Genomic DNA, 18,441 nt, shown 5'->3' on the forward strand with positions numbered 1-18,441 from the left:
AGGGTGAACCCATGACGGAATCAGCCGGGGACACGCGGGACGCGGAGGCCGTGTCGAGGTTCGTGGAGTCCTTCGCGGCGCAGCTCGTCGAGGCCGGCATGCCGCGGATGCCCGCCCGGGTCTTCGCCGCGCTGCTCGCCTCCGACGAGGGTTCGCTGACCTCCGCCGAACTGGGCGACCAGCTGCGCATCAGCCCCGCGGCGGTGTCCGGGGCGGTGCGCTACCTCGCCCAGACGCACATGGTCTCCCGCGAACGGGAGCCCGGTTCGCGCCGGGAGCGCTACCGGGTGCGCGGCGACCAGTGGTACGAGGCCCTGACCAACCGCGAGGCCGTCCTCAAGCGCTGGGAAGAGGCTCTGCGTGAGGGCGTCACCAGCCTCGGCGCCACCACCCCGGCCGGCCGCCGCCTCTCCGAGACGCTCGCGTTCTTCGAGTTCCTGCAAGGCGAGGTCGAGTCGATGATGGAGCGCTGGCGGGTGCACCGGGAGAAGACGTTCGGGCCGGAGTGACCATCCGACTACACTGAGTGGCGTCTGGTCCGTGTCGAAGGGGAGGGCGCATCATGACACTCATGGCAGAGCGACCGGTGATGAGCGGCACCAGGCCCCGCAGCGACTTCGAGGAACTTCTTGACCTTCTCGACGAGCTGAACGTGCCCGACGGCTTCAAGGCCGAGATCGTCAGGGGGAGCATCGTCGTGTCGCCGTGGTCGAAGGGGTACTACTGGCGCGTCATGCGTCAGGTGTGCAGCCAACTGGAGCCGCATCTGCCCGAGCGGCATGTGATCGAGCGTTCGCCGTTCCTGTATGTCTTTCCAGGGCGCGAGCGGGCCTTCGGGCCGGACATCCATGCGGCCCATGAGCGCGTCTTCGAGACGGAGAGCAACCAGTTGGACGGCGAGAGCCTGTCCTTCGTCGCCGAGCTGACCTCCCCCTCCACCCGGACCGACGACCTCACCGACAAGGCCGAGGTCTACGGCAGGGCCGGTGTCCCCGTCTACCTGGTCCTCGACATGCAGGAGCAGCAGGCCATCGTCTACGGGTCCCCGTCGGCGAAGGGATACGAGCTCCGGCTCTCCAAGCCCTTCGGTGAGAAGCTCGACATCCCGGACCCGTTCGGCTGCACCCTCGACACCGCCGGCTTCCAGACTCCCGAGAGCTGACTCACGACACCGCCGGCACCGTCAGCCCCCAAGCCCCCTCCTGCACCCTCCACGTCCGGGTCCGCACCGGCCCCGACACCACCGTGTCCGCCCGGTAGCGGAAGTGCGCTCCCGAGACGGTCACCGTGCGGCCCTGGGCGAGCAGGGGAGAGGCCTCGGCGCCCACGGACACGGGGCGGACCTCCACCGAGGCCGTCCCGGAGGCCGTGGGGGACACCGACACCGCCTCCACCGGCTGGTTCAGGTCGACGAGGGTCTCCCCGTCCACCTCGACCCGCAGCCGGGACGGCCCGGGCTCCGGCCCGGTGGTGAGCCGGGACGGGCGGCCGGCCGGCACCAGGGTCCGTACCAGGGACTGGCAGGTCCGCAGCCACGGGCGGCCCGTGGCGTCCTCAGGATCCTCGGTCTCCGGGCCCTCGGCCGCCGGGAAGGGCGAGAGCGGCGGTATGCGCAACGCGCCGAGCACCACCCCGTCGCTGTCGTCGACCATCAGGTCCATCCGCCGCTCGACCCCGTCGAGCACCGCCCGCGCCGCGGCCACCGTCCCCGTCGGCACCCCCAGCGAGCGTGCGAGGGACTGCACACCACCGACCGGTACCACCGACAGCGTGCACCCCGTCAGCTCCCGATGCCGGTGCAGCAGCGACACCGCGCGGATCAGGGCCCGGTCGTCGCCCACCACCACGGGGCGCCGCGAGCCTCGCCGGGCGAGCGCCCGGGCGAACTCCTCCGGCCCCTCCGGCAGGCACACCTTCGTGCCGGCACCCCCGCTGAGCACGTCTTTCGCGATCAGTACGGACTCGTTGTCCGTCCGGCGGGCGACCGGGTCTATGACCACCAGCAGCTGCTCGGACGTCGGAGAAGTCGCCACCTCGGCCATGCCTCGCTTCCTCGGGTAGCATCTTTGTGCAAGAGCCCCTTGCGCTATTGCGCCAGGGGCTTCGTCTATTCCGGGGCATCCGGTCCGACGGTTGGCGGCCAACGGCGGTCGCGGTGCACGCGGTGGTACACCGCCGCGTTCGCCCTCGACCATGGACATGCCCCGCCCGGAAGGGGTGTACGCGCGTGCCCGCACTTGTGCTGCTCGGTGCTCAGTGGGGTGACGAAGGCAAGGGAAAGGCCACCGACCTGCTCGGTGGATCCGTGGACTATGTAGTGCGCTACCAGGGCGGCAACAACGCCGGCCACACGGTGGTCGTGGGTGACCAGAAGTACGCACTGCACCTCCTCCCTTCCGGAATCCTGTCTCCCGGCTGCACGCCGGTCATCGGTAACGGTGTCGTCGTCGACCCGTCGGTCCTGCTCTCCGAGCTGAGCGGTCTGAACGAGCGTGGTGTCGACACCTCCAAGCTCCTCCTCAGCGGCAACGCGCACATCATCACGCCGTACAACGTCACCGTCGACAAGGTGACGGAGCGCTTCCTCGGAAAGCGCAAGATCGGCACGACCGGGCGCGGCATCGGCCCGACCTACGCGGACAAGATCAACCGTGTCGGTATCCGTGTGCAGGACCTCTACGACGAGTCGATCCTGACGCAGAAGGTCGAGGCGGCCCTCGACATCAAGAACCAGGTCCTCACCAAGCTCTACAACCGGCGCGCGATCGCCGTCGACCAGGTGGTCGAGGAGCTGCTGACCTACGCCGACAAGCTCCGGCCGTACGTCTCCGACACCGTCCTGGTCCTCAACCAGGCCCTGGAGGAGGACAAGGTGGTCCTCTTCGAGGGCGGCCAGGGCACGCTCCTCGACATCGATCACGGCACGTACCCCTTCGTCACCTCCTCGAACCCGACCGCGGGCGGCGCCTGCACCGGCGCCGGCGTGGGCCCGACGAAGATCAGCCGGGTCATCGGCATCCTCAAGGCCTACACGACCCGCGTCGGCGCGGGTCCGTTCCCGACGGAGCTCTTCGACGAGGACGGCGAGGCACTGCGCCGCATCGGCGGCGAGCGGGGTGTGACGACGGGTCGTGACCGGCGCTGCGGCTGGTTCGACGCCGTCATCGCCCGGTACGCCACCCGCGTCAACGGCCTGACCGACTTCTTCCTTACCAAGCTCGACGTCCTCACCGGCTGGGAGCAGATCCCGGTCTGCGTGGCGTACGAGATCGACGGCAGGCGCGTCGAGGAGCTCCCGTACTCCCAGACCGACTTCCACCACGCGAAGCCGGTCTACGAGATGCTGCCGGGCTGGAGCGAGGACATCAGCAAGGCCAAGTCCTTCTCCGACCTGCCGAAGAACGCCCAGGCGTACGTCAAGGCGCTGGAGGAGATGTCGGGCGCCCCGATCTCCGCGATCGGCGTGGGCCCGGGCCGGGACGAGACGATCGAGATCAACTCGTTCCTGTAGCCCGACCTCGACCCGCATCCACCGGCGGCCGGCTCTCCTGCGAGACCCGGCCGCCGACGGTTCCGCGCACCCCCGGGACGGTGGGGCCGGGGGCCTACGCACCGCCGAGCATGTCGTCCTCGTCGAAACCGAGTTCGTCCTCGATGCCCAGTTCCTCCGCCGCGTGCCAGCGCAGAGTGTCGGGCCATGAGCCCGGCTCACTCATGGCGATGCTCCTCAGAAACCGCTCGGCGTCGGCACCGCCGATCTCCCCGAGCGCCTGGATGCCCTTGACGCAAAAGGAGAAGAAGGGCCCGTCCACGTCCCTCTTCTCCTGAACGAGTGAGGAGATCGGCTCCACCCCCTCCGGAGCCCGCAGCTCACCGAGCATGTCGACCAGGTCCTCGCTGTTCATCCCAGCGGCCGGCGAGGTGAGTGCGGAAGCCAGCAGAGGGGCGAGGCCCTCGGGGTGCAGGTGGACCGCCACGCCCGCCAGCCGTTCGAACCGCCGCCAGTCCCCTGCTTCCGATACGGTCCGCAGCCAGCCGAGGATGTCAGTACGCGCCTCGGGGACCGCGACAGCGACCTCCTCGGCGCGCTCCCGCCCGACATACCCACGGCCGACGATGACCGAGTCCGCCCGCTCCATCGGCGTGTTCGCTTCCACCGCGTCACCTGACATCTGTGTCGTTCTCCTGATTCCGGTTCGGGCAACCCCGTTGAGCGCTGGTGCGCGGTCACAGCAGTTCGTGCGTCATTCTCAGAATGTTCGAGTTGAACACATGGGCGGATCCCTCACGGAGGCCGAAGTTCAGCCCGCCCCGCTCCAGCTTCACATGGACGAACTGGGTGCTCTCGCCGATCTCGTCGAGATGGATACCGAAGCTTTCGCGGATCGCGGCGATGTTGTCCCCCGAACCGCGTCCCGCGGCTATGAGCGCGTCCCGTGTTCCGGGCTCCATCTCGTACCGCACGAGATGGGTGTACTTCTGCGCGTTCCGGCCCCCACGTCGGGCGAACCGTTCCGCGATCCCGGTGACGTAGTCGGACTCCTGCGTCACGAAGTTCTCTCCCCGGGGAGTGATCTCTCCCTTCGGGCCGAGCCGCGAGAACTCCTTCTCCGACATCACCCGGTAGAAGGCCTCGTAGGGCGCCAGCCCCAGCGGGTCCGTACCTGCCCAGGGGTTCGGCACATAGGCCGTGGGATGCGGCGCAGCGCTCAGCCCCAGGGGGTCGGGCGAGATGTAGCGGCCGACGCTGGGGTCGTAGTACCGCTGCTGGTTGTAGTGCAGCCCGGTTTCGGTGTCGTGGTACTGGCCGGGGAAACGCAGGGGTGTATAGGCGGTGCTCTGCCGTGGCCAGGAGGCGCCGCCCCACAGCGTGGACCGGGCGCGCCACGCGACGTTCCCCTGCTCGTCCACCAGTTCCGTCGGCGTACCCACGAGATCCGTGACGATGGCGAAGAACCGGGAGTCGATCTCCTCCTGGGTCGCCGCGTTCGTCAGACGTTCCGTCTGCGCGACCGGCTGCAGCCCTTCGTAGTGCCAGGCCAGGGTGACGGTGTGCGGCAACCCTCCGCCAGTGGCGGTTTGCTCGACGAGAGTGTCGCCGTCCCAGGTGAACCGGGTCTCCTCGGCGATGGACGTGCCGTCTTCCGCCATTCGCTGCTTGGCGAGGCGGCGCCCGAAGACGTCGTACCGATAGCGCCAGACCACACCGTCGGGTGTCACGACGGAGGTCAGCCGGTCCTCCGCGTCCCAGGCGTAACGCCACGTCTCGGGCCGTCGAGACAAGCGCTTGCGGTGTCGGGCCACCATCCGGCCGGCGGCGTCGTACTCATAGCGCATCCCGCCCGCCCGGGTGACGCGGGTGCCCGTGTGGGTGCGGAAGCCGCGCGCCTCCGGGGCCGGATGGCTATCCGGCCAGGCGGCGTCGGTCTGGTTCCCGGCAGCGTCGTAGGCGTACGTTTCGCTCCAGTTCGCCGCGCTCACCTCTACGACGCGGCCCACCGGGTCCAGGTCGATCCGGCGCGCCCCGTTCTGCGGATCCTCCACCCCTACGACGTGGCCGTCGGCGCGTCGGACGTAGCGATGGCTCTGGAGTGTTCCGTGGGGTGTCACGGCGGTCTGTTCGGCGGGCAGACCGGCCGAGTTCCACCGGGTGTGGACGGCGAGCGCCCCGTCCACCTCACGGGCGATCTCCCGTCCGGTGATGTCGTGGCCGAACCGCAGTGTGTGTCCGCCGGTGTTCAGCGCGGCCCTACGCCCATACGGATCGTAGGCGTACTCGGACACCTCACCCGCCGGTGTCACACGCCGGGTCCGTCGGCCGAGGGCATCGTAGGCAAAGGTCAGAGCACGGCCGTCGACACGCTCCGCGACGATCCTGCTCCAAGCATCGCGTTCCAGGGACACGGATGAGTCAGGTCCTGCGGCACTCAGCAAGCGCCCCATGGTGTCGTGTTCGTACCGGGTGATGGCTCCGTCGGCGTTCTTCGCCACCACTTGTCCGAGCACGTCCCGCTCGTAGGTGACGCGCTGCCCGAGTGCGTTCTCCCTGGCGGCGATCCGGCCGGCGGCGTCGTATTCGTAGTCGACCGTGCGACCGTCGAAGTCGGACTCCGACACGATCTGCCCGGCCGCGTCGTACGTGTACCTCCAGGTCAGCCCTTGGGGGTTGACGACCTCGGTCAGGCGCAGGGAGGTGTCGTGTTCGTAGGTGTACCGCCCTCCGTCAGGTCCGGTCCTGGCCGCGAGGAGGTCGAAGTGCGTGTACTCGTACGAAGTGGATCCGCCGCAGGCGTCGGTGTGTCGTACGCAGTTGCCCTCGCCGTCGTACTCCCAGGACTCCTGGGCTCCGCCAGGCCCTTGCCACCGCGCGACGCCCCCCTCCACCGTCCACCACAGACGGGCCTCGCTGCCCGTGGAGTCTCCGACCGCGGCGACCCGGCCGAAAGCGTCATAGCGGCGCCACTCGACCCCGCCCCGCGCATCGGCCAGCCGGGTGGTCAGGCCGGCAGCGTTGGTCTCGATCCCGGTCGTGTTTCCCAGGGGGTCGGTCACCGACCTCAGGTGCCCGGCGTGGTCGTAGCTGTACTGGATCGTGGAACCGGTGGGTTCCGTGACCGATACGCAGTTGCCCCTCTCGTCGTACTCCCGTCGCCAGGTGCTTCCGTCCGCGTGAACAGATGAGGTGGCTCTGCCGTTGTGGTCGTAGCGGAAACCGGCCGTGGCCCCGTCCGGATACGTGATGGTGAGGGGCTGTCCCAGCTCGTTGCGGAGATAGTGCGTGGTCCGGTGGAGCGCGTCGGTGACCGACTCCTCCTGATGGCGTTCGCCATAGGTCGTCCGGGTGGTGTTCCCCAGGGGGTCCACCCGGGCGACCACCTGGCAGATGGAGTTGACGACGAAGCGCGTGACAGCACCCTCTGCCGTGGTGAGGGTGGTGATGCGGCAGCCGGGCCAGGCGGGGTCGGCTCCGTCGTAGTCGAGGGTGATCGCGATGTGGCCGGCCTCGCCGCCCTCTGCGACGCAGCGGTCCTTGTCGTCGTAGCTGTACGAGTAGCGGCTGTTGTTGGTGTCGGTCCAGGATGTGACCCGCAACCGTTCGTCGTACGTGAACCGCAACGGCAGACCGGACGAGTTGACCGTACCGGTGAGGCTGCCGTCCGAGTACTCGTACCGCTTGATGACGACGTCGGAGCCGTCCTCGGCGGCGTCGGCCAGGCTGAGGGCTGTGACGCGATCGTCGTCGGTGGCGAGGTTGAGGCGGTAGCCGCCCGAGTGCCGGACGGCTAGAGGGGCGCCGTACTCGTCGTAGTCGAAGGTGACGGTGTTGCTGTTGCGGTCCGACAGCCGGCCGAGCAGAGCGATGCCATGATGCGGAGGCAGGAAGTGGCGAGTGTGTCCGGCGAGCCGGTCCTCGACGCGGTAGCCGCCGTCGTCCTGCCGGGTGAGCGGCCAATGCGGGCCCGCCGTAGGAGACACGGACTCACCCGCCCCCTCCGGGTGCGGGTACTCAAGGAGCATGCCGTCCTCGGTGACGAAGACGATGCCCTCCTCGTCGATCTCCAGTCGCTGGTCGATGGTGGAGACCCAGGTGGGACCGAACCACCACCCGCACCGGTAGTCCGAGGCCACTCGACGAGTGAAGGCCAGCGGCAGCACTCCTGGGAGGGTGACGTCGGTGACCGGCAGGAACATGGTTCCGGTGGCCATGTCCACTGGGTCGCTGCCGTCGGAACGGACGACGCTCTTGAGCCGGTTGTACGCGCCCTTCGCGCCGTCGGTGATCATGCCCCGGGCGTTCTTGCCCAGCCCGCGCACGGCGAGCCCCATCCCCTTCAGACCGCCCCTGAGGCCCTTCATCGCGGCCATTCCGCCCTTGAGGCCCTTGGCGAGTCCGCCGAGGGTGGTCAGGCCTTTCATGCCGGGTATGCAGTCCAGGGCCGCGAACCCCACGTCCCATAGAGACGCCTGTCCCTTGGAATATTTGTAGAGCGTGTCGGCGAGCACGACGAGCGCGGCGACCAACACGATCGCGCCCAGGATCGGCCCTCCGATGATCATCGCCACGATGCCGACCACGGCGACCACGACCTTGCACACCGCGACGATGGTGTCCCAGTTGTCGACGAACCAGTCGCCGGCCTCCTCCCACCACGACCGGTTCTGAATACCCGCGTCGGACGCTTCGTCGATCTTCGACTTCGCCTCGCGCGCCGCCTCATCACGCATCGTGCGGGCATCCGCGGCCATCTTCTTCGCCGCGGCCAGAGCGTCCTGGGCATCGGATACATCCGACTGCGCCTTCGACTGAGCCGATTCGGCGTGCTGGACGTCACGGGTGGCGGCACGGACCTTGGCCTCGTCCGGCTTGTCCGCGTCGGACTTGCTGCCGGTGGGGTCGTCCTTGTACTTGTCCGCCTCCTTGCCGGCCCGCGTCACCCACGAGTCGGCCGAGGTCAGTTTCGACTGAGCCGAGGAGAGGCTGTCACGGGCCTCACGGCCCTTGCGTAGCGCCTTGTCCGCCAGCGACTGAGCCCGCTCCAGCTTCGGCCAGAAATCAGAGAGCGCGTCACCGCACATCTCGTACGACTTCTTCAGCTTCTTCAGGTTCTTCGGGACATCCGCGAAGTCCTCCTTGAACACATCCGCGGACTTGCCCGCCCACTCCAGAAGTGTGCCCTCCCCCGCCATGCCCTTGACCAGACGCAACGCGTCGGAGACATCGTCGGCGAAGTCATGCAACTGCTTCGCAAGCGAACGCACCCGCTGCGGATCACCAGGGGTCGGATCCTTGTCCAAGTCCAGGACATGCCAATCCGCCGGCCTGTGCCCCGCCATACCGCAACCCCCGTCACCTGTGCACCTTCAACATCCGTATGCACATGTGAACTTACATGCCATGGAAATTCGGCGAACGGCCCTCTTGCGACCGATGGGCTGCCGGTGGCGTCCCGGCGTCCCCTGACGGGAGCGGCAAACGGATGTTTACCGCAAACCCGGTCTGTCAGATCAAGAACAGCGACGACCTCGAGAAGGAGCCGTCCCGGCTGCGCCGACCTCAGCCGAAGACGCTCATCAGCCGAAGACGCTCATCAGCCGAAGGCGGTCATCAGCTGAAGACGATCATCGACCCCTGCGCCAGACTCCGGGTGACCGCCGCGTGCAGCCCGAGCCAGACGTGCCGTTCGCGGGCGAACGGGCTGGGGTCGTACGGCGCGGGGACGGCGGGTTCCTCCAGTTCCGTGGGAGCCAGCGGTGCCTGGGGGGCCGCCGGTGGGTTGGCCGGGTCGATGCCGAGCGCGGGGGCGACCGTCTCCAGCTCGCGCAGCAGGGCGTGCGAGGAGCCCAGCGGGCCGCCGCCCGCGAGGAGATCGTCGTCGGCGAGCGGGCTGGGGAAGTCGACGGGGACGTACGCTCCCGCGTGGTCGTAGTGCCACACGAGGTGCGACTGCTGGGCCGTCGACTCGAACATCTCCAGCAACTGCTCGTAGTCTCCGCCCAGTTCGCCCACGGGCGTCACCGGCAGGCCGCACACCTGGAGCAGATAGGCGCGGCGCAGGAAGTGCAGCGCGTCGTAGTCGAAGCCCGCGACCGGGGCGACCTCGCCGGACAGGCCCGGCATGTACTGGTACACCGGCACCGGCGGCAACCCGGCCTCGGCGAGCACCTTGTTGTATTGCGCGAGTTCCTCGGCGAACGGGTTGTCCGGCGTGTGGCACAAGACGTCGACAAGCGGTACCAGCCACAGGTCACAGGCCAAAGAAGGCTCCTCGATCAGCTCAGCGGTCGGGTGGCGTCGGGTAGCACGGTGGTCAGGGAAGGGTATCGGTGCGGCACGGCAGAGGCTCCTGCCGTGCATGTCCCATACCCATACGAACAGATGCGACGCAGGCCGGGAGGGCCTGTCTGGAGTCCCTAGGAGGCGAGCCGCTCGATCAGCGCGAGTGAGTGCGCGTTGTAGCCGGCGATGATCGCCCGGGCGGTGCCGGTGTCCTGGGCGGCCAGGGCGTCGGCCAGAGCGGTGTGACCGGCCCACAGCTCGCCGCGCAGATCGGGGAGCCGGCGCAGATGCTGCACCGCGCCCACCCAGGTCTGGACGCGCAGCCGGTGCAGGAAGTCGCCCAGGTACGAGTTGCCGAAGAGGGCCGCGAGCTCGCGCCAGTAGCGCAGGTCGTAACCGATGAGGACGGTGAGGTCACCGGCCGCGGCGGCCCGCTGGGCCTCCTCGCCGCGCCGCCGGACCCCGGCGAGCACGGCGGCGACCCGGGGATGGTCGGGCTGGAGGGAGTCCCGCTGCCCGGAGGTCAGGGCGTGGAACATCCCCTCGATGACCAGGTCGCGGGCCTCGATCATGCCGCGGAAGTCCTCGGCCGAGTACTCGTGGACCCGGAAGCCGCGGTGCTGGTCGGCGTCGAGGAGCCCCTGCGCGGAGAGGTCGACCAGGGCCTCGCGCACCGGCGTCGCGGACACCCCGTACTGCTGGGCGATCTCCTTGACCGTGAACTCCTGCCCCGGCTGGAGCCGTCCGGCCAGCACCTCGTCACGAAGCGCGTCCGCGATCTGCTGGCGCAGGGTGCTGCGCGTCACGGCGCCGTTGCCGGTACTGCCGGGCATGGTCAGGGCGTCTCCCTCGTCGCGTTCGGGTGGCGTGCACGTATATGTCTACGAGCACGCCACCTTACGCGTTCGAATGACGCCCGAGGTTGTCGGTTACTGACGGGTTTACAGTTGTTTACACGGTGTACTCGTCGGCCACCGACAGCGCTGTGTCCAGCACCGCGAGGCCCTCCTTCAGCTCCGCCTCGCTGATGTTGCAGGGCGGCACCACATGCGTCCGGTTCATGTTCACGAACGGCCACAGCCCGCCGCCCTTCGCGGCGGCCGCGAAGGCGGCCATCGGCGCGTTCGCCTCCCCCGCCGCGTTGTACGGCACCAGCGGCTCGCGCGTCTCCTTGTTCCGCACCAGCTCCAGCGCCCAGAACATGCCGGCGCCGCGCACCTCGCCGACGCTCGGGTGCCGCTCGGCGAGCGCGCGCAGCTCCGGCCCGACGACGGAGGCGCCCAGCCGGGCCGCGTTCTCGACGATGCCCTCCTCCGCCATGACATTGATCGTCGCGACGGCGGCGGCGCACGCCAGCGGGTGCCCGGAGTAGGTCAGACCGCCGGGGTACGGCCGCTTCCCGAACGTCTCCGCGATCGCACCGGAGATCGCGACACCGCCCAGCGGCACGTATCCGCTGTTCACGCCCTTCGCGAAGGTCAGCAGGTCGGGCGTCACGTCGAACAGGTCGGCCGCGAACCACTCACCGGTCCGTCCGAACCCGGCCATGACCTCGTCCAGGACGAAGACGATCCCGTACTTGTCGCAGATCTCGCGCACCCCGGCGAGGTAGCCGGGCGGCGGGAGCATGATCCCGGCCGTGCCCGGGATCGTCTCCAGGATGATCGCCGCGACGGTCGAGGGCCCCTCGAAGGCGATCGTCGTCTCCAGGTGCTCCAGCGCCCGCGCGCACTCCTGCTCCTCGGTCTCGGCGTAGAAGCGCGTGCGGTAGAGGTAGGGCGCCCAGAAGCGCGCGACCCCGGCCGTGCCGCTGTCGGAGGCCCAGCGGCGCGGGTCGCCGGTGAGGTTCACGGCCTGCTGCGTGCCGCCGTGGTACGAGCGGTACGCCGAGAGCACCTTGGGGCGGCCCGTGTGCAGACGGGCCATGCGGATGGCGTGCTCGACGGCGTCGGCGCCGCCGTTGGTGAAGAAGATCTTGTCCAGGTCGCCGGGGGTCCGCTCGGCGATCAGCCGTGCCGCCTCCGAGCGGGCCTCGATCGCGAACGCGGGCGCGAAGGTCGTCATCTTCGCCGCCTGCTCCTGGATCGCGGCGACGACCTTGGGGTGCTGGTAGCCGATGTTCGTATAGACGAGCCCACTGGAGAAGTCCAGGTAGCGGTTGCCGTCGTAGTCCCAGAAGTGCGACCCCTCCGCGCCGGCGACGGCGAGCGGGTCGATGAGCTCCTGGGCGGACCAGGAGTGGAACACATGGTCACGGTCGGCGGCCTTGACGGCGGCACCGGCTTCGGGGTTCGGCTGAGGGGTCATGCGGGCGAGCGTAGGCACGCGGGGCGCGGGCGGGAAATCGGCGTCGTGTGTGAGGTCTGGGGGTTTCCGCGACAGGTTGTCGACGGGGAGGTGTCGTGCAGGGACTATTGACAACATGCTGTCGATTAGACAGTATGTTGTCATACTTGGAACTCCAGGAGGAGTCATGACCGCCAAGCCCGTCCATCTCGCCGTCTACGACACCCTCGCCGACTGGGAGACCGGCCATGCCACGGTCCAGCTCGCCCGCGCCGGCCACCCGGTCCGCACGGTCGGCCCGACCACCGCCCCGGTCACCAGCACCGGCGGACTGCGCATCCAGCCCGACGCGGCCCTGGACGACGTACGGCCCGAGGACAGCGCCCTGCTGATCCTTCCGGGCGCCGACCTCTGGGACACGTCGGACGACCTCGCGCCCTTCGCCCGCAAGGCCCGGGCCTTCCTGGAAGCGGGCGTGCCGGTCGCCGCGATCTGCGGGGCCACCGCCGGACTGGCCCGGGAGGGCCTGCTCGACGACCGTGACCACACCAGCGCCGTCTCCTTCTACCTGGCCGCGACCGGCTACGCGGGCGGCGAGCGCTACGTCGAGACCGACGCCGTCACCGACGGGCCCCTGGTCACGGCCGGCCCGACCGAGCCCGTCGCCTTCGCCCGGGAGATCCTCCGGCTGCTCGGGGTCTACGAGGGTGAGGTGCTCGACGCCTGGTACCGGCTGTTCCACGACTCCGACCCGGCGGCGTACACGGTGCTGGAGAAGGCCGGCGCCCTGTGAGCCGGGAGCGTCAGGACCTGTTCAGCCGCAGCGCCCTCGGTGTCTTCAGGCTCAACGGCCAGTTCCTCGCCGTCGCGGAGGAACTGGCCCGGCCCGCCGGGCTCACCGCCGCCTGGTGGCAGGTGCTCGGCGCGGTCCTCGGCGAGCCGCTGCCCGTCTCCGGCATCGCCCGCGCCATGGGCATCACCCGCCAGAGCGTGCAGCGCATCGCCGACCTGCTCGTGGAGCGCGGCCTCGCCGAGTACCGGCCCAACCCCGCGCACCGCCGCGCCAAGCTCCTCGCGCCGACCGAGGAGGGGCGCGCGGCGATCGCCCGGATCGACCCCGGACACGGGGCCTTCGCCGACCGGCTGGCCGAGGCGTTCGGGGAGGCGGAACTGGCGGAGGCGGTGCGGCTGCTGGAACGCCTGTCCACCGTGCTCGACCAGCTGGGTCCGCCTGTTACGGAACCGTAGACGTAGCCCAGGTCACCCCGCCCCGGCCCCGCACTATTCTCGATCTGTTGCTCACGTGTGGGGGGAAGGCGGCTGAGCGATGGAGAAACTGGGGCCCGGGGATCCGCCTCGGATCGGTGCGTACCGGCTGCTGGCGCGGCTCGGCGCGGGCGGCATGGGGCAGGTGTATCTGGCGCGCTCGGAGCGGGGCCGTACGGTCGCCGTGAAACTCGTGCGCGAGGAACTGGCCGCGCGGGAGGAGTTCCGGGAGCGGTTCCGGCAGGAGGTGCGGGCCGCGCGGCGGGTCGGCGGGCACTGGACGGCGCCGGTGCTGGACGCGGACACCGAGGCGACCGTGCCGTGGGTCGCCACCGGGTACGTCGCCGGGCCGAGTCTCCAGCAGGTCGTCGGGCACGACCACGGTGCCCTGCCCGAGCGGACGGTCCGCATCCTCGCGGCCGGGCTCGCGCACGCGCTGAAGGACATCCACGCCGCCGGCATCGTCCACCGCGACCTCAAGCCGTCCAACGTGCTGGTCACCATCGACGGCCCGCGCGTCATCGACTTCGGCATCGCACGCGCCCTGGAGACCGTGACGGACGGCGGGCTCACACGCACCGGCGCGCTCGTCGGATCGCCCGGCTTCATGGCGCCCGAGCAGGTGCGGGGCGACCGCATCACCCCGGCCTGCGACGTCTTCTGCCTCGGCTCCGTCCTCGCCTACGCCGCGACCGGCGCGCTGCCCTTCGGCACGGCCAACAGCGGTGTGCACGCGCTGATGTTCCGCATCGCCCAGGAGGAACCGGACCTGACGGGCGTCCCCGAGGGCATCGCCGACCTGGTCCGCGACTGTCTGCGCAAGGACCCCGCCGCCCGCCCGAGTCTCGACCGCGTCCTGGAACGCACGGGCGCGGACGAAACCGTCTCCGACGGCCGCGCCCTCGACCCGTGGCTGCCGAGCGCGCTGGTGGCCCAACTCGGGCGGCACGCGGTGCGATTGCTGGAAACAGAGGATCCGGAGACTCAAGGGGCGCGGGGCAGTGACATGGGCGGCTCCGCCGCGTCGGCGCGACCAGCTCCCACCGGCCCGCAGCCGGAAATCGGAGCCGACGCCACCCCCGAACATGCCCCGGCCGCCGACGAATCGTCACCGAACCCCGTGCCACAGGCACCCCCGCACCCACCGCGCCCCCCGCTCCGCCCCCGCCGGGCCAACCGGGCGAGGGCCCACCGCTGAACCACCTGCCCACCATGGTCGCGAGCCAGGGCGTACCGCCCGGCCCACATGCACCCTCGCCCCCGTACCCGGCACCGGGTTATGGCTACCCCCAGCAACACCCCCAGCCCGGCCACGGCCCGGCACCCGCGTACTCCGCCCACGGCGGCGGCCTCGGCTCCACCCCGCCCTACGGCCCACCGCCCTACGGCCCACCGCCCTACGGCACACCCCCGCCCTACGGTCCCCCGCAGGAGCCGTCCCGGAACGGCCGTTCCACCGCGCTGCTCGTCGTGATCGCCCTGGTCGTCGCGCTGGCCGCGGGCGGCTCGGTGTACGCGCTGATGCAGGGCGGCGGTGAGGGCGACCGGGCCGATGACCGCTCCACCCCCACACAGGACACCGGCGCCCCCACGGACTCCGGTTCCTCCTCGGAGGCCTCGCGGCCGGACACCACCGCCTCCCCGGCGGACGGCGCGATCCCCACGGCGTACCTCGGCACCTGGACCACCACCATCGACAACGCCGACGGGCAGCACACCCGCTCCCTGACCATCCGGCAGGGCGAGCAGGGTGACACGGTCCTGTCCCTCGTGGCGGACGGCCCCACCAAGGGAGGCGGCACCTACCACTGCGTGTTCGAGGGCGAGCTGACCGACGACCCCGGCTCCGACGGCCCGTTGAAGATCGGCCCGTCCGCCGTGACCGTCGGGCAGCCGCGCACCGCCTGCACACCGGGCGAGGCCACCGAGGTCACCCTCCTGACGGACTACACGCTCGAGCGCGTGAACACGAGCAGCGGGGAGCGGCTGACGTACTCGAAGCAGTGACCAACTCCCGGTGCCGACGAGGTCGTTGAGCGACGTCGTTGAACGTACGGCGAATTCAAGCCGAAGAAATCCGGATACCAGCTCGTACAGCCGTACGGTGACCAGACGATCGATTTCGTCCGGGCGGCGGCGGGGGCACGCACGATGGAGTGGCTGAGCGCGGAGAACCTCGTGGCCGTGGCGACGGCCCTCCTCGGCATCATCGCCTCGGGCGTCATGGTCTGGTACGAGCGCCGGGTGCCGCGCCGCAAACGCGTCGGCTACCGCGTGCAGATGGACAACCCCATCGGCGACGACGTGCGCTCGGGCCGCGCCAACCGCCGACTCGGCCTGTTCGACGAGGCCCCGGACATGTCCGACGCGACCCTGGTCCTGCTGCGCATCGAGAACGACGGCTCGCAGGGCATCGACCGCGACGACTACACCGGCCCCGAACTGCACGGTCTGACCGCGGTGTTCGCCGGCCGCACCGTCCGGGGCGTCTCGGTGACCCAGCCGTCGGACACCGACCACCTCATGGACCACTTCACCGCGGCCCGCGGCTTCGCCTACGACGGCAACACCCTGCGCATCCCCCGCGTCCCGCTCAACCGCGGCGACCACTTCAAGCTGCTCGTGCTGCTCGCCGGCGGCGATGTCGGCGACGAGATCCGGCTGGTCGGCGGCCTGCGCGACGGCGAGGTGCACCCCAACCGCAGTGCCACGCCGGACGACAAGCCGCCGCTGTTCAGCCGGGCGGCGCGGCTGATCACCATCGCGCTCACGGTGAGCGTGGTCACCCTGGCGGCGATCGTCGTCGTACAGGACGACACCCCGCCCCCGATCGGCTGCGCGAGCGGCACCCTCACCCTCACCGGCTCGACCGCCTTCGCGCCCGTCCTGCGCGAGGTGGCCCGCAAGTACGAGCGGGACTGCGGCGGCGACCCGGCCATCGAGGTGGACACCCACGGCTCGACTGCCGGGATCCGGGAGCTCGCGGCGGCCGGCGCCGAGGCGTCACGGGACGGGCGGGGCTCCCCGCCCTTGGTGGCCCTTTCGGACGGCCCCAAGCCGGCCGGCCTGCCCGAACTGCGCGAGAACCGGGTGGCGGTGTCCGTCTTCGCGCTGGTCGTCAACGACGACGTGGGCCTGAAGGACCTGTCCACGGCGGACGTACGGCGCCTCTACCGGGGCGAGATCCGCAACTGGAAGCAGCTCGGCGGCCCGGACCTGCCTGTGCACCTGGTCAGCCGGGACGCGGGCTCCGGGACGCGGCAGGTCTTCCAACGCCGGGTGCTGGGCCGGGGCGAGATCGCCAACTCCTCCGTCGACTGCGTCCACAAGGACGACCCGACGGCGGCCGTCATCCGCTGCGAACTCGACTCCACGGAACAGGTGCTGACCACGGTCGCCGGCCTCCCGGGCGCCGTCGGCTACAGCGAACTCAACCTGGCCGCCCGCGCCAAGGGCCTGCACTCACTGCGCCTGGACGGCGACCCCGCCTCCGTCGACGCCATCGAACACGGCAGGAGCGCCTACCCGTACCGCGAGATCGAGTACGCCTACACCTACGGCCGGCCCCCGGCGGACTCCCTGGCGTCGAGCTTCCTGACGTACCTCTCCCGCGGCAACGGCCAGGACGTCACCCGCACACACGGCCACGTGCCGTGCTGGACACCGGAGGGTCTCGTCCTGTGCGCGCAGGGCGACGAGAACTGACCCCGCCCTCTCACCTGGGTTCCGGCGGCCGCTGCCGGGGCATGTTCGGCCTCGCGCCCCCCGGCGGCGGCACGGAGAAGCGCCCGTTCACACCGCTCACCTCAGCCCCCCGCCCCCCACCGGACAACACCACCGCCTGCATCCCCACCGGGGCGCCCCCGGCCCGGAACTCGCCCATCCAGTCCCCGGTCTCCACCCGGACCAGCTCACTCATGTCCTCGGTGAACCTCCGCAGCACCCCGAGACACCGCTCGGCGGCCTCGGCGGCCGTCCCCTCGGCGGGCCCGAGCACCTCCCGTACGCTCTCCGCCGCCCAGTCGAACTGCAGCGCCTGCAGCCGCCGCTGCACGGCCTGCGCGGTGGCCACGTCCCGCATCCAGCCCGACGTCACCCCGAAGTACCGGTCGGCGGCCACACACGCCACTGCCAGCAGCAGCGCCAGGCACCCCCAGGGCGCGATTCCGCCCGCGGCCCCGGTCAGATCCAGCAGGGGCAGCGCGACGCCGGTGACCGCCCCCGCCGCGGCCCCGCAGCGCAGCACCCGCGCGCACCGCCGCTTCCACACCCGGTCCTCGAGGTACCAGGCCGCCGTCCGCAGCGCCCCGCGCTCCACCCACCGGTACAGCTCGTCCAGCCGGACCGCCGGCTCGCCCCAGTCCCCGAGCGGAAAGGCCCGCCCGGTCAGATCACCCGGCCGCGGCCGGGACGCCCCCTCGCCCCGTCCGTCCTGAGGCGGCACCTCGGGCTGCATCTCCGGCTGACCCACCCGGCACTCCCTACTGACCACGAGCGACCACGCGCGGTCCACGCCGACTCACACTGCGCGACGAACGATCCACCTGACGCGCCGGACCCTTCCTACCCCCCAATGGGTGGCGAAGACGCAGCTTTCGCCACTTTTCCGCCCGGAAGTATTCCTTGATCCGGTATAGGGCGCGAGGGGGACTCACTCGAAAGAGTGCTGGGGCGACGGCAGGCCTGACCACGTAGGCTCGTGCCGAACGGGAAAACCCGTACCGAGCAAGGAGCTGATCGTGATCCCCGGTGGTGGCCAGCCCAATATGCAGCAGTTGCTCCAGCAGGCCCAGAAGATGCAACAGGACCTGGCGCAGGCACAGGAGGAACTGGCGCAGACGGAGGTCGACGGGCAGGCGGGCGGCGGCCTGGTGACCGCGACCGTCACCGGCGCCGGCGAACTGCGCGCCCTGAAGATCGACCCGAAGGCGGTCGACCCCGACGACACCGAGACGCTGGCCGATCTGGTCGTGGCGGCGGTCCAGGCGGCCAACGAGAACGCGCAGGCGCTCCAGCAGCAGAAGCTGGGCCCGCTCGCGCAGGGCCTGGGCGGCGGCGGCATCCCCGGTCTGCCGTTCTGAGACGCCCGCCGCCTTCCTCGGACGGGCGGC

The 18,441-nt window shown here is 70.4% G+C and carries 14 protein-coding genes and 1 pseudogene; 8 read left to right on the plus strand and 7 right to left on the minus strand.

All coding sequences use genetic code 11. The features are described from left to right. Positions 1–11 precede the first annotated feature (11 nt). The gene (locus ACQEV8_RS24040) at positions 12–509 is read left to right on the plus strand and encodes a GbsR/MarR family transcriptional regulator (RefSeq protein WP_432963633.1); all 498 of its coding nucleotides are present in this window, start codon (positions 12–14) and stop codon (positions 507–509) included. A gap of 53 nt (positions 510–562) precedes the next feature. Next, a complete protein-coding gene (locus tag ACQEV8_RS24045) occupies positions 563–1,162 on the plus strand; it encodes a Uma2 family endonuclease (protein ID WP_432963636.1) in 600 nt (199 codons plus the stop codon). Between the two features lies 1 nt (position 1,163). Here the strand turns inward: ACQEV8_RS24045 and ACQEV8_RS24050 are convergent, their stop codons facing one another. Then, entirely contained in the window at positions 1,164–2,042 is an 879-nt protein-coding gene (locus ACQEV8_RS24050) for a diacylglycerol kinase family protein (protein ID WP_432963639.1), read from the minus strand. Between the two features lie 185 nt (positions 2,043–2,227). Here ACQEV8_RS24050 and ACQEV8_RS24055 point away from each other — a divergent pair, with 185 nt between their 5' ends. Continuing rightward, positions 2,228–3,511 (plus strand): adenylosuccinate synthase, encoded by a 1,284-nt coding sequence (locus tag ACQEV8_RS24055; protein WP_432963642.1) that lies wholly within the window; start codon positions 2,228–2,230, stop codon positions 3,509–3,511. Positions 3,512–3,605: 94 nt separating this feature from the next. Here the strand turns inward: ACQEV8_RS24055 and ACQEV8_RS24060 are convergent, their stop codons facing one another. From ACQEV8_RS24060 to ACQEV8_RS24080, 5 genes are all read right to left on the minus strand, one after another. After that, positions 3,606–4,172, minus strand: coding sequence for a hypothetical protein (locus ACQEV8_RS24060; RefSeq protein ID WP_432963645.1), 567 nt, complete (start codon positions 4,170–4,172; stop codon positions 3,606–3,608). A 55-nt stretch (positions 4,173–4,227) separates the two neighbouring features. Next, on the minus strand, positions 4,228–8,835 hold the full coding sequence (locus ACQEV8_RS24065) for an RHS repeat-associated core domain-containing protein (protein WP_432963648.1): 4,608 nt from the start codon (positions 8,833–8,835) through the stop codon (positions 4,228–4,230). Between the two features lie 271 nt (positions 8,836–9,106). Then, positions 9,107–9,757 (minus strand): hypothetical protein, encoded by a 651-nt coding sequence (locus tag ACQEV8_RS24070; RefSeq protein WP_432963651.1) that lies wholly within the window; start codon positions 9,755–9,757, stop codon positions 9,107–9,109. Positions 9,758–9,912: 155 nt separating this feature from the next. Continuing rightward, entirely contained in the window at positions 9,913–10,611 is a 699-nt protein-coding gene (locus tag ACQEV8_RS24075) for a GntR family transcriptional regulator (protein WP_432963653.1), read from the minus strand. Between the two features lie 118 nt (positions 10,612–10,729). Next, the gene (locus tag ACQEV8_RS24080; RefSeq protein ID WP_432963656.1) at positions 10,730–12,085 is read right to left on the minus strand and encodes an aspartate aminotransferase family protein; all 1,356 of its coding nucleotides are present in this window, start codon (positions 12,083–12,085) and stop codon (positions 10,730–10,732) included. Positions 12,086–12,251: 166 nt separating this feature from the next. Between ACQEV8_RS24080 and ACQEV8_RS24085 the strand changes: the two genes are divergently transcribed. From ACQEV8_RS24085 to ACQEV8_RS24100, 4 genes and pseudogenes are all read left to right on the plus strand, one after another. Beyond that, complete coding sequence (locus ACQEV8_RS24085) at positions 12,252–12,857, plus strand: type 1 glutamine amidotransferase family protein (protein ID WP_432963659.1); 606 nt, start codon at positions 12,252–12,254, stop codon at positions 12,855–12,857. After that, positions 12,854–13,312 (plus strand): MarR family winged helix-turn-helix transcriptional regulator, encoded by a 459-nt coding sequence (locus tag ACQEV8_RS24090; RefSeq protein WP_432963662.1) that lies wholly within the window; start codon positions 12,854–12,856, stop codon positions 13,310–13,312. The genes ACQEV8_RS24085 and ACQEV8_RS24090 overlap by 4 nt, the downstream gene beginning before the upstream one ends. A gap of 79 nt (positions 13,313–13,391) precedes the next feature. After that, a pseudogene (locus ACQEV8_RS24095) lies at positions 13,392–15,337 on the plus strand (serine/threonine-protein kinase). Between the two features lie 144 nt (positions 15,338–15,481). Then, on the plus strand, positions 15,482–17,035 hold the full coding sequence (locus tag ACQEV8_RS24100; protein WP_432963665.1) for a substrate-binding domain-containing protein: 1,554 nt from the start codon (positions 15,482–15,484) through the stop codon (positions 17,033–17,035). 10 nt (positions 17,036–17,045) lie between these two features. On the opposite strand, the gene ACQEV8_RS24105 is transcribed toward ACQEV8_RS24100, so the two are convergent. Continuing rightward, a complete protein-coding gene (locus ACQEV8_RS24105) occupies positions 17,046–17,801 on the minus strand; it encodes an SLATT domain-containing protein (RefSeq protein ID WP_432963668.1) in 756 nt (251 codons plus the stop codon). 268 nt (positions 17,802–18,069) lie between these two features. Here ACQEV8_RS24105 and ACQEV8_RS24110 point away from each other — a divergent pair, with 268 nt between their 5' ends. Continuing rightward, complete coding sequence (locus ACQEV8_RS24110) at positions 18,070–18,411, plus strand: YbaB/EbfC family nucleoid-associated protein (RefSeq protein ID WP_078899404.1); 342 nt, start codon at positions 18,070–18,072, stop codon at positions 18,409–18,411. The last annotated feature ends 30 nt before the right edge of the window (positions 18,412–18,441 follow it).

It is taken from the genome of Streptomyces sp. CA-179760, assembly GCF_050937045.1.
In the GTDB taxonomy this organism is placed as follows: domain Bacteria; phylum Actinomycetota; class Actinomycetes; order Streptomycetales; family Streptomycetaceae; genus Streptomyces.

Coding starts and splice junctions, on each gene's coding strand:
- ACQEV8_RS24040 (WP_432963633.1), top strand. CDS start 12: ATGACGGAATCAGCCGGGGACACGCGGGACGCGGAGGCCGTGTCGAGG.
- ACQEV8_RS24045 (WP_432963636.1), top strand. CDS start 563: ATGACACTCATGGCAGAGCGACCGGTGATGAGCGGCACCAGGCCCCGC.
- ACQEV8_RS24050 (WP_432963639.1), bottom strand. CDS start 2,042: ATGGCCGAGGTGGCGACTTCTCCGACGTCCGAGCAGCTGCTGGTGGTC.
- ACQEV8_RS24060 (WP_432963645.1), bottom strand. CDS start 4,172: ATGTCAGGTGACGCGGTGGAAGCGAACACGCCGATGGAGCGGGCGGAC.
- ACQEV8_RS24065 (WP_432963648.1), bottom strand. CDS start 8,835: ATGGCGGGGCACAGGCCGGCGGATTGGCATGTCCTGGACTTGGACAAG.
- ACQEV8_RS24075 (WP_432963653.1), bottom strand. CDS start 10,611: ATGCCCGGCAGTACCGGCAACGGCGCCGTGACGCGCAGCACCCTGCGC.
- ACQEV8_RS24080 (WP_432963656.1), bottom strand. CDS start 12,085: ATGACCCCTCAGCCGAACCCCGAAGCCGGTGCCGCCGTCAAGGCCGCC.
- ACQEV8_RS24085 (WP_432963659.1), top strand. CDS start 12,252: ATGACCGCCAAGCCCGTCCATCTCGCCGTCTACGACACCCTCGCCGAC.
- ACQEV8_RS24100 (WP_432963665.1), top strand. CDS start 15,482: ATGGAGTGGCTGAGCGCGGAGAACCTCGTGGCCGTGGCGACGGCCCTC.